At 29.9% G+C, this 14949-nt stretch carries 12 protein-coding genes; 1 reads left to right on the forward strand and 11 read right to left on the reverse strand.

The genetic code is table 11. From position 1 onward, the window contains the following. Positions 1 to 37 precede the first annotated feature (37 nt). The 9 genes from KGF52_RS04355 to KGF52_RS04395 all read right to left on the reverse strand — a co-directional run bounded on the left by KGF52_RS04355 (position 38) and on the right by KGF52_RS04395 (position 11458). Positions 38 to 1195 carry a toxic anion resistance protein gene (locus tag KGF52_RS04355; RefSeq protein ID WP_227829242.1) on the reverse strand — a complete coding sequence of 386 codons (1158 nt, stop codon included), beginning with the start codon at positions 1193 to 1195 and terminating at the stop codon, positions 38 to 40. A gap of 118 nt (positions 1196 to 1313) precedes the next feature. Further along, entirely contained in the window at positions 1314 to 2231 is a 918-nt protein-coding gene (locus tag KGF52_RS04360) for a 5-bromo-4-chloroindolyl phosphate hydrolysis family protein (protein ID WP_227829243.1), read from the reverse strand. Positions 2232 to 2514: 283 nt separating this feature from the next. Further along, on the reverse strand, positions 2515 to 3633 hold the full coding sequence (locus KGF52_RS04365) for a 4-hydroxybutyrate dehydrogenase (RefSeq protein ID WP_227829244.1): 1119 nt from the start codon (positions 3631 to 3633) through the stop codon (positions 2515 to 2517). Positions 3634 to 3652: 19 nt separating this feature from the next. After that, on the reverse strand, positions 3653 to 4960 hold the full coding sequence (locus KGF52_RS04370) for an acetyl-CoA hydrolase/transferase C-terminal domain-containing protein (RefSeq protein ID WP_227839256.1): 1308 nt from the start codon (positions 4958 to 4960) through the stop codon (positions 3653 to 3655). Between the two features lie 25 nt (positions 4961 to 4985). Continuing rightward, a complete protein-coding gene (locus KGF52_RS04375; protein WP_227839257.1) occupies positions 4986 to 5261 on the reverse strand; it encodes a hypothetical protein in 276 nt (91 codons plus the stop codon). Between the two features lie 127 nt (positions 5262 to 5388). After that, positions 5389 to 6885 (reverse strand): 4-hydroxyphenylacetate 3-hydroxylase family protein, encoded by a 1497-nt coding sequence (gene abfD, locus KGF52_RS04380; protein ID WP_227839258.1) that lies wholly within the window; start codon positions 6883 to 6885, stop codon positions 5389 to 5391. Between the two features lie 175 nt (positions 6886 to 7060). Further along, positions 7061 to 8452 (reverse strand): aldehyde dehydrogenase family protein, encoded by a 1392-nt coding sequence (locus tag KGF52_RS04385; RefSeq protein WP_227829247.1) that lies wholly within the window; start codon positions 8450 to 8452, stop codon positions 7061 to 7063. Between the two features lie 31 nt (positions 8453 to 8483). After that, positions 8484 to 10028 (reverse strand): acetyl-CoA hydrolase/transferase family protein, encoded by a 1545-nt coding sequence (locus KGF52_RS04390; protein WP_227839259.1) that lies wholly within the window; start codon positions 10026 to 10028, stop codon positions 8484 to 8486. Between the two features lie 26 nt (positions 10029 to 10054). After that, on the reverse strand, positions 10055 to 11458 hold the full coding sequence (locus tag KGF52_RS04395; RefSeq protein ID WP_227829249.1) for a hypothetical protein: 1404 nt from the start codon (positions 11456 to 11458) through the stop codon (positions 10055 to 10057). Positions 11459 to 11885: 427 nt separating this feature from the next. Here KGF52_RS04395 and KGF52_RS04400 point away from each other — a divergent pair, with 427 nt between their 5' ends. Continuing rightward, on the forward strand, positions 11886 to 12758 hold the full coding sequence (locus KGF52_RS04400; RefSeq protein WP_227829250.1) for a LysR family transcriptional regulator: 873 nt from the start codon (positions 11886 to 11888) through the stop codon (positions 12756 to 12758). Positions 12759 to 12944: 186 nt separating this feature from the next. On the opposite strand, the gene KGF52_RS04405 is transcribed toward KGF52_RS04400, so the two are convergent. Both KGF52_RS04405 and KGF52_RS04410 read right to left on the reverse strand, forming a co-directional pair. Further along, the gene (locus KGF52_RS04405; RefSeq protein ID WP_227829251.1) at positions 12945 to 13553 is read right to left on the reverse strand and encodes a hypothetical protein; all 609 of its coding nucleotides are present in this window, start codon (positions 13551 to 13553) and stop codon (positions 12945 to 12947) included. A gap of 113 nt (positions 13554 to 13666) precedes the next feature. Then, on the reverse strand, positions 13667 to 14746 hold the full coding sequence (locus KGF52_RS04410) for a M24 family metallopeptidase (protein WP_227829252.1): 1080 nt from the start codon (positions 14744 to 14746) through the stop codon (positions 13667 to 13669). Positions 14747 to 14949 lie beyond the last annotated feature (203 nt).

The following is a 14949-nucleotide window of genomic DNA, read 5'->3' on the forward strand; positions in this document are numbered from 1 at the left end:
ACTTTTTATTTTAATATAAGTTATTATTTATAAGTTATTATTTAACTGTAAATTCAAGAAGCTTACTTTTTAGTTCACTTTCTATTTTTGATAATTCAACTTCGGCTTCTTGTCTCTTTATTCTACCATCATTTTGTATCTTAACTACTTCATCAATAGTTGATATTAAAGATTGATTAGTTTTCTTAATTGTATCTATATCTACAATGCCTCTTTCTGATTCTTTAGCTGTTTCTATTGTTCCCATTTTCAATGTTTCTGCATTCTTTAGTAGAAGTTCATTTGTCATGTTACTAACTTCACGTTGTGCTTTCATAGCTTGATTCAAATGAGATATTCCAAGAGCAAGTACTATTTGATTTTTCCATAATGGAATAGTATTTACTATAGTAGATTGAATTTTTTCTGCCATTAGATTATTGCTATTTTGAACCAATCTTATCTGTGGAGCCATTTGAAGTGACACCATTCTAGTTAATTCTAAGTCATGAATCTTCTTTTCAAATCTGTCACAAAGTGAAACCATATCATTTACAGATTGAGCATCTTCTGTTGAACCAGACAGACTTGCTTTTTCTCTTAATTTTGGCATCTCAAGCTCTTTCATATCTTTTAGCCTTTGTTTCCCTGCTATAATATACATTGTAAGCTCTTTTGAATAAGCTAAGTTTAATTCATACATTTTATCAAGCATTGCTATGTCTTTCAATATTTTAACTTGATGCTTTTGAAGTTCTTTACTTACTTTGTCTACATTTACTTCTGCACTATCATACTTAGTTTTTAAATTTGAAATTTTATTATTTGCCTTTTTAAAAATCCCTAAAAAACCACCTTGTTCTTTTTCATCAGCTGAAAATGATTTTAAATCAGTAACTAGATTTGTAAGCATATCACCAACTTCGCCTAAATCTCTAGTTTTAACACTCTTTAAAGCGGTTTCCGAAAATCCTGCTACCTTTTTTTGAGCCCCAGCTCCATATTGCAAAATCATATTTGTATTTGTAATATCTATTTTTTCTGCAAACTCTTTTACCATTTTACGTTCAGCTTCTGATAGTTTTTCTTCTTCTGGGTCTTTTTCATTCTTTTTCATTAATAGGTCAGAATTATTTATATCATTTGTTTTTGTTTCTTCACCAAATGGGTCAAGTGTCAGTGTTGGCATAACTGGTATATCATCTAAATTATTCATTCTATACTTCTCTCCTCTTCCTTCATAAAGTACTAATTATATACTTATATCTTGCACATTTTTATCCTTTATAACTAATTAACTGTTCAAAAATAACAGAATATTTTTTATATTACAGTTAAAACTTTCCACCTGTTAATCCCTCTTGAACTAACATATTTTCTAAGACAGTAATATCTGTAGATATGTCAATAGCTTCATCCTCAAATAGAGAATCCAGTTGGTTCTCAAAAGCCACTACAATTGTACTCATTGTACTTTCAATACTCTCCATAGTTGTTGTTATATTTTCTCTGTCTATGCCTTGTTCTTCCAATGTATGATATGAATTTAAAAGCTTCAAAGTAGTTGGAATATAATAATCCATAAATTTTTGTATCTGAGTAAGTTTTGATGGGTCATGTTTTACAACATCAAATATTTTACTCGTAACATCTTCTACTTGTACAATTTTGCTGCACATTGATTCTGATTTAATATTTTCATTAGCTTCTTTTATTTGTCTCAAATAGTCCATTCCCTTTTTAATAATCATATCAACTTCATTACTATTCTCAACTTCATCTTCTTCAACTTCACACACTACATCTTCATACACTGGTGGAATTCCATCTTCATTTGTCAAGACAATTTGATTGTTTCTTTTATCAATATAAGTATTTATAAAGTAATTTTTATCTATCATCTTTTGCACATCTTTTATTATAAATTTTAATGATTTAGATGTGCTTTCTGCAATAAGTTCTACTGGAATAATATTTTTATTACTTATGATTGTACAGTATTTTTTGTAACGAGAAATTTGGTCTCCTAATCTTTTACCTTTAAAAATGCAAACTCCACCTATTATTAAAAATAAAGCACATACTTGAATAGGAAGTATAACTGCCCACCCAATTATAATTGAAATAGTTGACAATACTAAAGCTGATAGTGTGAATAAACCTACTAAACCCCATCCAACTATCTTTAAAAATTTACTTAAAAACGAATTTATTAATACAGATTTTTTAGAAAAATTCTCTGGTTTATACATGATTTATATCCTTTCATTTTTACTAATATTATTATTATATTTCAGTTTGATTATACAATTACTTACTTATTACTGTCAAGGAATTTGAAATTCTACAAATTATTTCAAATAAGGTAATAGACTTAAATGTAAGTACATTTTCTAACTAAAAATGTACTTACATTTAATGCTATACAAAAATAAGAGAACTTAATTTTAAGTAAATTTAAGTCCTCTTACTTTTTATATTTATATAATTATCATTATTTATATCATCTATACTTAATATAAATAAAAAATTGTATCAATAAAGATTTGCAAATATCTCTCTTATTTCTTCTCTACTAAGTTCTACATAATTATTGGCAAGTAATCTCTGTTGATTTGCTATTGTGCTATCAGTAAATTCATCTATCTGACTTTCCACCATTCCATATTCTCTTAAAGATTTCTTAGCTATTAATTTGTTTAAGAATTTCTCTAATTCTCCATAAACATCACAATTAGGGTCACATTCAAGAGCATCTGCTAAAATTTTTGTACATTGTGTAATCTTTCCATTAGGATTTTTTCTAGAGTACATCTTAAATACTTCAGTAAAGAACTGATAATTTGCTTCACCATGTGCAACATGGAAAGCTGCACCTATCGAATAAGATAAAGCATGCACTGCTGCACAACCAGCATTTCCAAAAGCAATTCCTGCATAGTTTGATGCAAGTACAAAGTCCTTAAGATGATTGAATCTCTCTTCTTCTCCTTTAGCCACAATCTTTTTATATCCATCCATAATCATTTTTATAGCCTGTAAAGAATATATTTCTGTAAATGGACTTGCCTTTGGAGATAGATAAGACTCAATAGCATGTATAAGAGCGTCCACTGAGCTTGTTACAAAAAATTTATAAGGCAATCCTTTTACTGATTCTGGAATTAATACTGCATAATCTGCATAAGTTTCTTCTACTGCAAGACCCTTTTTAGTATGCTTAGATTTTAACTCTGCAATGGCTACATTTGTTACTTCACTTCCTGTACCACATGTTGTAGGAACTACCACCAATTCTTTTACTTTTTTAGGTGCTACTTCTCCTTCAAATAAATCAATAGACTTCTCTGGAACATCAAGTGCTAATATCTTGCATATATCAACTATTGTACCTCCTCCAAAGGCGATAATTCTATCGAAATTGTATTTCTTCATTTCTTTTGTCATAGAATCTATCATTTCATCAGATGGTTCACCTGTTCCAAATTTTTCTTGGAAAATTAGATTGGTATCTATTCCAAGAGGTTTCATATATGGTTCATATATAAATTCATTTGTAATTACTAAATCATTTTTTCCTATTTTAAATTCTTCGTTGAATTCTTTAAATGTATCAAAATAAAATATTTTTGGAACTACTCTAAGTGCTTCCATTCTTAACACCCCTCTATTATTAATATTTCTCCTTAAATCTTTTTTCAAACTCTAATGCTAGATTTTCTCTTACACTTGGATGAGCAATATTGATTAAATTTCTTGCCCTTTCTCTAAGAGATCTCCCTTTTAGTTCTGCTATACCATACTCTGTTACGACATAGTCAATATCATTTCTAGATGTTGTTATAGGAGCACCTTCATCAACAATTGAAACAATTTTTGAAATTACTGTACCATCTTTTTTTGTCGTTATTGAAGGCATGGCTATAATTGCCTTTCCATCTTCTCCCATAGATACTCCACGTATGAAGTCAACTTGACCTCCAACTCCACTAAATTGTCTAAAACCCATTGCCTCTGCAACTACCTGTCCCATCAAATCAACTTGTATAGCAGAATTTATAGAAACCATTTTATGTTGTTTCATTATAACTGCTGGATGATTTACATAGTCTACAGGCTTTACTTCAACTACTGGGTTATTATTAGCAAAATCATATAATTTTTTAGTTCCCATTAAAAATGTAACTGTCATTTTTTCTTTATCAAAATTTTTATATTTACCATTTATAACACCTTTTTCATAGAGAGCTAATGTTCCATCTGAAATCATTTCTGAATGAATTCCTAAATCTTTTTTATCTGTTAAAAATAGCATAACTGCATCTGGAATTCCACCAATTCCAAGTTGCAAAGTAGAACCATCTTCAATTAGAGAAGCACAATTTTTACCTATTGCTTCTTCTACTTCTCCTATCTTAGCAGGTTGCAGTTCATATAAAGGTTGTGACTTTTCAACTATATAATCAAACTCTGATATATGAACTACTTCACCATAAGTTCTAGGAAATTGGTCATTTACTTGAACAATTACTGTTTTAGCAGTTTTAATAGCTTCGTAGGTATAGTCAACTGATGTCCCTAGACTACAATACCCATGTTCATCTGGTGGAGTCACCTGTGCTAAAACAACATCACATTTTAATCTTTTTTCTCTAATTAATTTTGGTACTTCATGAAAGAATGCAGGAGTAAAATCTCCATCTCCATTTTCGATTGCCTTTCTTACATTTCCACTTACAAACATTGGATTTACTCTAAAGTGAGTTTCCATTCCCTCGCCAGTATATCCACCACTCCCTAGACTTACCATATGCTTAATCTCAACGTTTTTATACTGTTTTGCATTTTCAATCATAGCCTCTACTAGTACAGGAGGCTCACCTACACAATGTGCAAATACTACTGTATCCCCATCTTTAATATGCTTTACAGCGTCTATAGCAGTACATAACTTACTTTGATACAATTCTCGCCAATTCAATGAAATCACCCCATCTAACTCTTATTTAAGCTTCACAAATTGCTGATTCTATTATATTTATAGCTCTTTCTATATGACTAAAATCCCAAATTTTAATATATGATTTTTTAACTTTATATTGTTGGTAGGATGCACATAAAGTTGTGCATCCTCCAATTATAAGTAATAAATCATATTCTACATCTTCTTCTACTACACTAAAATCTACTCTACCATTGAAGTGCTCTTTGATTATTGCAAGAGCCTTCCCTCTTTCGTATCTAGGGTTACAGCCCCCACAAAATCTAACTCCACAGGTCATGTGTAAATTCTCCTTCTAAAAATCTCTTTTTATAACTCAAACTACTACTTCATAATTATTCTTATACGATATATTTTTTCATTAATTAGTATAAGTCGATATATCTTCCCATTTATATATCAACTTTTTATAAATTTAGAGCTTTCTCTTTTTTTATTCCTGCAATTGTCTTAGCTAATTCTTTCTTCTGATTTATATTTCCTTGTCTTGAAATCATTATTCTTTGTGCTTGTGGTGAACCTGCTCCATGCATTGACTCAGTTCTATAACCAACAGCAGCTGAACCAAGACATATATTTTCTAAGAATCTTAATATTCTCATTCTTTCTTCTGTTGAAGCTACTGAAGAAGCTTTAAAATATTTATTACATACTTCACCTATTGTCATTCCACTTGTTCCAACTTTAACATCTGATTTAAAGTCTTTTTCTGAAGGCATAGTAACCATAAGCCCACCAGCTATATCTTCTGCAAGTCTTACTATTTCATAAGGGAATCTAGTTACATTTTGTTTACATACATTTGCAAGAAGTAAATCTATTTGATAGTTTCCAGCCTCTGTCTTATGTCCTTCTGATGAACATGCTATACCACAACAATATAAGCTTTCATTAAGGTGAGTCATTTCTATTAATTTATCTTTTATATGAGAAGCTTTATTTGCTCCATTGTAATCAGCTGCTAAAGCTGCTGCTCCTATTATTACATCACCTACTCCAACTTTACATCCACCATAACTTTGTCTATGATAACCAGCAAATCTTTCTACCAACATACCAGAGAAATCCCACTCTCCACATAAGAAAATTCTATCATTTGGAACGAATACATTATCAAATACTACTAGAGCTTCTTGGCCTCCAAACTCCTTATTCCCTAAATCAACATCTGCTCCCTCTTCTAATTTTCTAGTGTCACAAGATTGTCTTCCATAAATCATAAGCACACCTTCAGCATCTGAAGGAACTGCAAATGATACAGCATAGTCTTTATCTGCTTCAGTCATACTTATAGTAGGCATTATAAGATGTTCATGTGAATTTATTGAGCCAGTTTGATGTGCTTTTGCTCCTCTTACCACTATTCCATCTTCTCTTCTTTCAACTATATGAAGAAACATATCTGGGTCAGGTTGAGCACTAGGTGATAATGCTCTATCTCCTTTAGGGTCAGTCATAGCTCCATCAACTACTAAATCGTTTTCTTGTATATAAGTTAAGTATTTTACAAAATTATCATGATAATTAGTTCCATGTGCTTTATCACACTCAAATGTTGTTGAATATACCGCATTAAAAGCATCCATACCTACACATCTTTGGAAACAAGAAGCTGTTTTTTGACCACATAGTCTTTGCATTTTAACTTTTTTTATCAAATCATCAGTACTTTGATGAAGATGACCAAATCTATTTATTTTTTCTCCTGTAATATTTGAAGTAACTGTCATTAAATCTGCATATTCTGGGTCATGTGCCAAATCATAAGTAGCTGCTACACAATTTATAGATGGTCTAATCATTGGATGGTCAACCCAATTTTTAACCTCTTCACCAAACATATAAACTTTAGTATTTAATTTTCTCAAACTTTCAATATATTGAGCTCCTGTCATTAATGCCATAATAAAACCACTCCTTCTTTTTTATAATAATTTTTATTTATGTTAATTTATAATACTTCCTTCTTTTGTTCATCTCTCAATTTTTTAAATTAAATTCATTTTTAGTTTAGATTCATTTTAGATTAAAATATATTTCTATTTTAATTTAGAATGAATACTTTTTTATACTTGAATTTTATCCCCAAAGCTCTTCATCTGTAGGTACTTCATTTTCTGGCATATAATAAGCAATTCTAGAAATATTAATTAAATGTTTGTAATCAAGATTTTCAGAAATACTATTATTTCCCCAAGAACCACAACCTAAAGTGTTTGTAGGTGCAAGACCATTAAAGAAGCTTCCTCCAGCACTTGTAGCACAACATTGATTGATTACAAATCTTGATACTTCTATATTTTCTCCTGCATATTCTATATTCTTAATTGTATTTGAATGTATAGATACACTATGTCCTTTTCCTTCTACATTTAGATTTGCTTTTGCAATAGCTACACCTTCTTCAAAGTCTTTATATTTATATGCAGATATAACTGGACACATTTTTTCTTTTGCAAGTATGTCTTCTTCACCTGGCCCATCTGCTTCTATCACTATTATTTTTGTATCTTTTGGTATTTCAACACCTGCAATGTTTGCAATTGCATGAACTGATTGCCCTACTGCATCTTTATTCATAGATTTATTGACAAACATGGCATTTCTAAAAGCTTCTTTTTGTGCCTTATCTCTAACTATAAAGCCTTTGTTACTTTCAAATTCATCCATTACTTTATCAAACATTTCTTCTGCTACTATCACTGATTGCTCACCTGAGCAAATTATACCATTATCAAATATTCTTCCAGCTATGATTTTAGGTACTGCTTCTTTAATATCTACATCTCTGTCTATGATACATTGGACATTTCCTGCTCCTACACCAAGAGCTGGCTTTCCACTTGAATATGCAGCTCTTACCATTCCCATTCCACCAGTAGCAATTACTACATCTGCTGATGAAATTAAATTTCTCGTATTTTCTCTTGATTGTTGGTCAAGTATTTGTATTAGATTTTCTGGTGCTCCGATTTTTTCTAATTCTTCATTAATCATATCAACAGTCTTAGTACTACATCCAATTGCTTTATGATGTGGTGTTATAATAATTGCATTTCTTCCCTTTAATGCAAACATAGCATTACTCATAGGTGTAACTATTGGATTTGTACAAGGAGTTATTGCTGCTACAACACCAATTGGTTTAGCAACCTTTGTTATTCCTGTTTCTCTATCTATGTCAATTATACCAACTGATTTCTTATCTTTTAAATTATTGTATATAACTTTCGCTTTGCTTTTATTTTTAGCTACTTTATCTTCATATACACCCATTCCAGTTTCTTCTACTGCAAGTTTAGCTAAATATTCAGCGTTATAGTATACTACCTTTCCAACTATCTTCACTATTTTATCCACTTGTTCTTGAGTATAGCATTCAAACTCTCTCTGAGCTTTTCTAGCTCTCTCAATGTATCCATTAATATATTCTTTGCTTAAATCTTCAAAGTTTTCTACTGCTTTTTCCATTTTTAATATTCCTCCAATTTATTAAATATTTTTATAATGCACTTTTAAAAGTTTCTGACTTCTTCATTGTACCTGTACTCATAAATTTACTATGCCATGATAAAGCTTCATCTAATATATGAGGAGTTTGTTTTGCTCCATTTTGACATGCTCTATTTAGGTAATCCATAAGTTGCTCTTTATAATCTGGATGAGCACAATTTTCTATTATCTTAACAGCTCTTTCTCTAGGTGCAAGACCTCTTAAATCAGCATACCCTTGCTCTGTTACAATTACCATTACATCATGTTCAGTGTGGTCTACATGAGATACCATAGGTACTATTGACGATATATCACCGTTTTTTGCAATTGATTCAGTACTAAATATAGTTATTGCTCCATTTCTAGCAAAATCACCAGAACCACCGATTCCATTCATCATCTTCGACCCCATGATATGAGTTGAGTTTACATTTCCGTAAATATCAACCTCAATTGCAGTATTCATTGCAATTACACCAATTCTCCTAGCTATTTCTGGATTATTACTAATTTCTTGAGGTCTCAATATAATCTTATCTTTAAAGAAATCTATATCATTCTCAAATTTTATTAATCCTTCAGGTGATGGACTTACGGATGTAGTTGATGCCATTGTGACTTTACCCATTCTTATTAAATCCAACATTGAATCCTGCACAACCTCTGTATAACAAGTTAAATTTTCAAACTCAGATTCACATAGTCCATATAAAACTGCATTTGCTACACTTCCTACACCAGATTGAAGAGGAAGTAAATTTTTTGACAATCTACCTGATTTTACTTCTTCTTTCAGAAAAGCAATAATATTATTTGATATCTTTTTTGAAGCTTCATCTACAATACCCAATGGACGTGTCTTATCCTGCATATTAGTGATTACTATACCTGCAATCTTATCTAATCCACAAGGTATATATGTTGTTCCAATTCTATCTTTAGGATGATTTATTGCTATAGGTTTCCTGTTTGGAGGATTTTCTGTGATATATATATCTGCCATTCCTTCCATTTCCATTGGTTTTGCAAGATTTATTTCAACTATCACTTTATCTGCACTTTTTATAAAGGATGGCGAATTTCCTATACCACTAGTAGGTATAATATCCCCATTTTTAGTTATTGCAAGTGCTTCTACTATAGCTACATCTATTTTAGGTATAGTCCCATAATTTAAAAATTGAGTAGAATGACTTAGATGCATATCTATATAATTGACATCACCTTTATTAATACTGTTTCTAAGTATTGAATTAGTCTGATAAGGAAGTCTTCTTTCAATTATACCTACTTCTGCCCATGCTCCGTCCACTTCTGGACCTAAAGATGCTCCTGAATACACAGTCAATTTTATCTTCTCTCCACTTTTAGCCCTTTCTGAAACCGCTAATGGTACTGCTTTTGGGTAACCTGAAGGTGTAAATCCACTAAGTCCAACAACCATCCCATCATTTATAATTTTGGCAGCCTCATCTGCATTCATAATTAAATCACATAATTTTTTATTTCTTAATCTTTCGCTTAATTCTTCAAATACTCCTTCATTATTCATAAATATCCCCCCATATAAAGTCTTATTTACATTGGAAGTTTGTGTAAAACTATAACCAATATAACTTTAGTTAACAGTGCAAATGGATATGTAGCACCATATCCTGCTGCTGGGTCATCGCTATCAAGAGCATCAACAGCAGCTCCAAGCCCTGGTGTTGATGTCATACCACCACAGACAGCTCCTGATAGTAAAATCCAATTTAGTTTGAATACATACTTACCAACTAAAAATCCAATCATCATAGCTGTAATTCCTACTACTATGGCTACTAAAGCTAGATGCATACCAGATGTCATAATTGAATCAACTACTTTACCACCATATCTTAATCCAACTATTGCTAAGAAAAATACTAGCCCTATTTGTTTTAGAATATTTAATACTTTTTCTTCCATTCTGAAATTTACTACACCTATCTTACCCACATATCCAAGTACTAGAGATACAATTAGAGAACCACCAGTTGCCCCTAATGTAAAGTATCCTAATGGCCCCATGAACACGTGTATTCCTCCAACCAAATATCCAGCAAGACATGTTAAGAAAAATGTTATTATATTAAATGGAACTTCTGGTATCGTTTTACCACCAACACTATCTCTAGCTTCTTTCATTTCTTTTTCATATTTTCTTCTTTCTTCTCTGAGGTCCATTCTAAATATTTTAGGAAGGAAATTTACTCCTAAAATTACTATTAATACTCCAAAAGGATATGCAACTGCATGCCCTATACCAACACCTGCTTCAGCATATGCGATATACTTATCTATTTGCTCTTGAGTTAGTGATGTAGTTGTAGCTACATCCAATTTTCCCTCTGGGTCAACTACTTTTAATATTTCTTTTTTATCTTCTATTGATGCTTTCTCAAACTCTTTTGATACATCTTCTGCATGTTTACCAGCTGTTTCTAAAGCAGCAGCTAGACCAGGTGAACTTGTTAATGCTCCTGTATAAACACCAGAAACCTCATACGCACTACTTCCTTTATTACTTGATAACAAAGTCATTGCATAAGTCATAGAGCCTCCTATAAAAGTTATAAGAACTCCTAAAACTACAAATCTAGCCCCATACTTCTTAAGTACGGCTTTCATATCCTTAGCAGCTAATAAACCAACTGCTGCAACAAATATAATTAGAAAAAAATCAAAGAAATCAGAAGAAATAATTCCATTACCCATCATGATAGTTGCTGCCTTATACCCTGCTGTTGTCTCTCCTTTTGCTATTACTGAATTTCCTAAGCTATACACAAACCATCCAATAAATAATCCTGTAAATAATGCTCCTGACACTCCAAAATTAAACTTCCCAAATTTAATTTTTCCAAATAATATTCCTGTAATTACAGCAGCAAACATAAGGACAAAAGGGTTCATTAAAAAATCCATTAACTCAAACTTCACCAAACCACTCCCTTTCATTTTTTGTTATTAAATTAACGATAATTATTAAAAAATATATCTCTCCCCTCTTTGCAAACTTTGCAAAATTATATTTTGTTATTAAATTAACATTTCTGATTAAAAAAATTTCATCTCTCTAATGTTAGTTTTTTATGTTACAATTTAGTTGACAATTAAATCACATAAATACTAATTATTTTTAGATAGTTAAATTTTTAATATTCATTGATATAACTACGTTTCAAATAGTTGTTACTTAAATTATGTCAGCTGTTATCTTTTGTTAATTTAATAATAGCACTATTCTTAATAGATTGAAAATATCAAAAACTTATGATATGATAGTTTAAAACTATTCTATTTTTTTACAATAATATACAAAACTTATATTGTTGTTAATTATATACTTGTCACTAATTACATAAATGAAAGGAACTATTAACCAATGAACATAAATTATCTATATTATTTCCAGACTGTTTGTAAATATAAAAACATGACTAAAGCAGCAGAAAGTATTCATATTTCTCAACCATCTATAACCTTAGCTATTAAAGAATTGGAAAAAGAACTCGGTTTTGAACTTTTTTTTAGAATAGGTAATAAAATAGATTTAACTCCTGAGGGGAAGCTCTTCTTAGATAAGGCAAAAAATTTCACGAGACAATTTGAAGATTTTCAAAGTGATGCACTAGATTTAGGAAAAAAAAGAAAAGCATCTCTTAAAATAGGAATTCCTACAGTTTTAGGTACTTTTTTACTTTCAAAGATACTACCTAGATTTAATGTAATTTATCCAGATATTGAGCTTAAAATTTTTGAAGTTCCAACCTTCGTTGGTGCCAAAATGATTGAAGAATCTACACTTGATTTTTGCATTGGTATAATTGATAGTGATATTTATGATGATATAGATTCAAAAACAATCTATAAAACAGAATTATATTTAGTTACAAATCCTAAAAATGAATTAGCAAAACAGTCCATTATTTCAAACTATATGTTGAAAAATATTCCTTTTGTCATACTATCTGAAGGTTCTTATCACTACAAAATTATTACAAAAAGACTTGAGAAGGTTAAACCAAATATAATTTTACACTCAAATCAGCTTTCTACTATTCGTTATTTATTAGAAAATGATTTAGCTTCAACGATACTATATAAAGAAATATTTCAAAATACCGAAAATCTCTGTTCAATTCCTTTAGAACGTGCAATTACTGCTAATATTGGTGTTCTTTGGAGAAAACATCAATATATATCTCATAGTATGAAACTTTTTATTGAATATATGGCTTCTATTCATATAAATTAATATTTCTACATATTATGTAAATACAGCATTATACATATTTTGATAAATATTATAAGTATTTTTGAGTATCAGTATAACAATAAAATATATTATCTTAAAAGAATTACAATGATATACACTCATAACTTAAATATTATTATACTGATACCTTTAATATTAATTTTATCTATTTTAATACTCATATTTTTAATTAGGTTTACTTGGACAACCTAACAAAAAACCCACACATCCAGATACAAAATCTCTCATCTGGGAAATAGTTCCTAGAGATGCGGTTGCTGGTGTTGTAAAATTTCTCACAATAAAAAGTACTATTAATGCTACTACACAAATCACAGTAGCTATAACAATTTGTAATTCACTAGTTTCTCCTTCTTCAATCTCTTCACCATTATTAACAGTCACTTTTTTATCATTATTTTGATAATTGTCACTTTCTAATTCAAATCCAATAGTATTTTTCACATTCATTATATTATTTTGACTTGGTAATTGACCTTTATTAGAAGAATTATCATCTATAAAAATATTTGAATATGCATCCGTATTTGTAACTTTTCTTGAAGCTCTACTTATAAAATTAGCACTTAAAAAGTATCCAAATATCGCTGCTGAAGTAGTTCTTACTACTACATCAATAGTGCTAGTATCTTGTGAATTAACTTCATTTACAAACAAATTGTATATAGATTCAAACATGAGTATTGCCATGACAATTATAAGACATCTATCTATTAATTTAATTTTATACCAGGCTTTTTTTATGTTTTTCATAAACTTATGTTTTTTATTCATAGATATTATCACCTCACATAATAAAATTAAGCCCTCTTTACTAAGATATGTAGAGAGGGCTTAATGGTGAGATTACAATATTATTTTGTGTAAAAAATTATATAAAAATCAAATTATTTGTCTAAAATCATCAAATCTTTAGGGAATTTAGTTAACCTTTCTGGTCCATTTTTTGTAATTAAAACAGTATCTTCTATTCTAACTCCTCCCCATCCTGGGAAGTAAATACCTGGTTCCATTGTTATTATACATCCTTCTTCTATTATTTTATCACCATAATTACCAATAAAAGGCTCTTCATGAACATCTCTTCCAACCCCATGTCCTATCCCTTGATAATAGTAATCTTCATATTTCTTAACAACTTTTCTTATTTCTGCATCTGGAATTGTAGCATGTACACCAGCCTTCATGTTTTCAACTCCAACATCTTGTGCTTCTCTAACTAAATTATAAATCTCTAATTGTTTTTCAGATGCTTCTCCCACTATAAAAGTTCTAGTTGTATCAGAAATATATCCATTGTACATAGCTCCATAATCTATAAGTACAAAGTCACCTTTTTCTATAACCTTGTCACTTGGTTTACCATGAAGTAATGAAGTTTTTGCTCCTGATATCAATATAGTTTCAAATCCTATATTTTGAGCTCCATTCATTTTCATAAAATATTCTAGTTTTGTAGCTAATTCTATTTCAGTAACTCCAGCTTTTATATGTGGAACCAATTCTTCTAACGCTTTATCAGCTATTTCACAAGCTTTCCTTGTATTTTTAATTTCTTCTTCGTCCTTTACATATCTAAGAGTCTCTACAATATTTTCTGTAGGTATCAATTCTCCTCCATCTTGTTCAACTAGATTTTTAAGTTCTTCATATTTATCAAATACGATATTTGTTCTTTCAAATCCAAGCTTTTTTATACCTACTTTATCACATACACTTTTTACAGCTTTTGCCACACTTCTATCAAAATTATGCCAGTTTACAATTTCAAAACCTTTACAAACATTTTCCGCAAGCTCCATATATCTACTATCAGTAACTAAAAAATTTCCATCTTTACAAATAACTGCATATGCTTCTTCATCAGGAAAGCCACTTATGTAATTTACATTCGTTTTTTTTGTTAAGTATAATGCATCAAGTCCCTTAGCTTCTAACAATTCTACTACTTTTTCTACTTTACTCATGATTTTGCCTCCAAAAAATATTTTTTATTTTAATTATATTATACCACTAATAATGTTATTTTTTATCTTATAGATACTTTACTTCTAAAAATTTTTCATATATTATTAATATTATTTATATATTTCCACTGATTTTTTACTTAGCATAAGTAACGACAAATAAAACAGAAATATTATTATGATACAAATTCATGATATTTCTG

Source organism: Clostridioides sp. ZZV15-6597, from assembly GCF_020657815.1.
Lineage (GTDB): Bacteria > Bacillota > Clostridia > Peptostreptococcales > Peptostreptococcaceae > Clostridioides.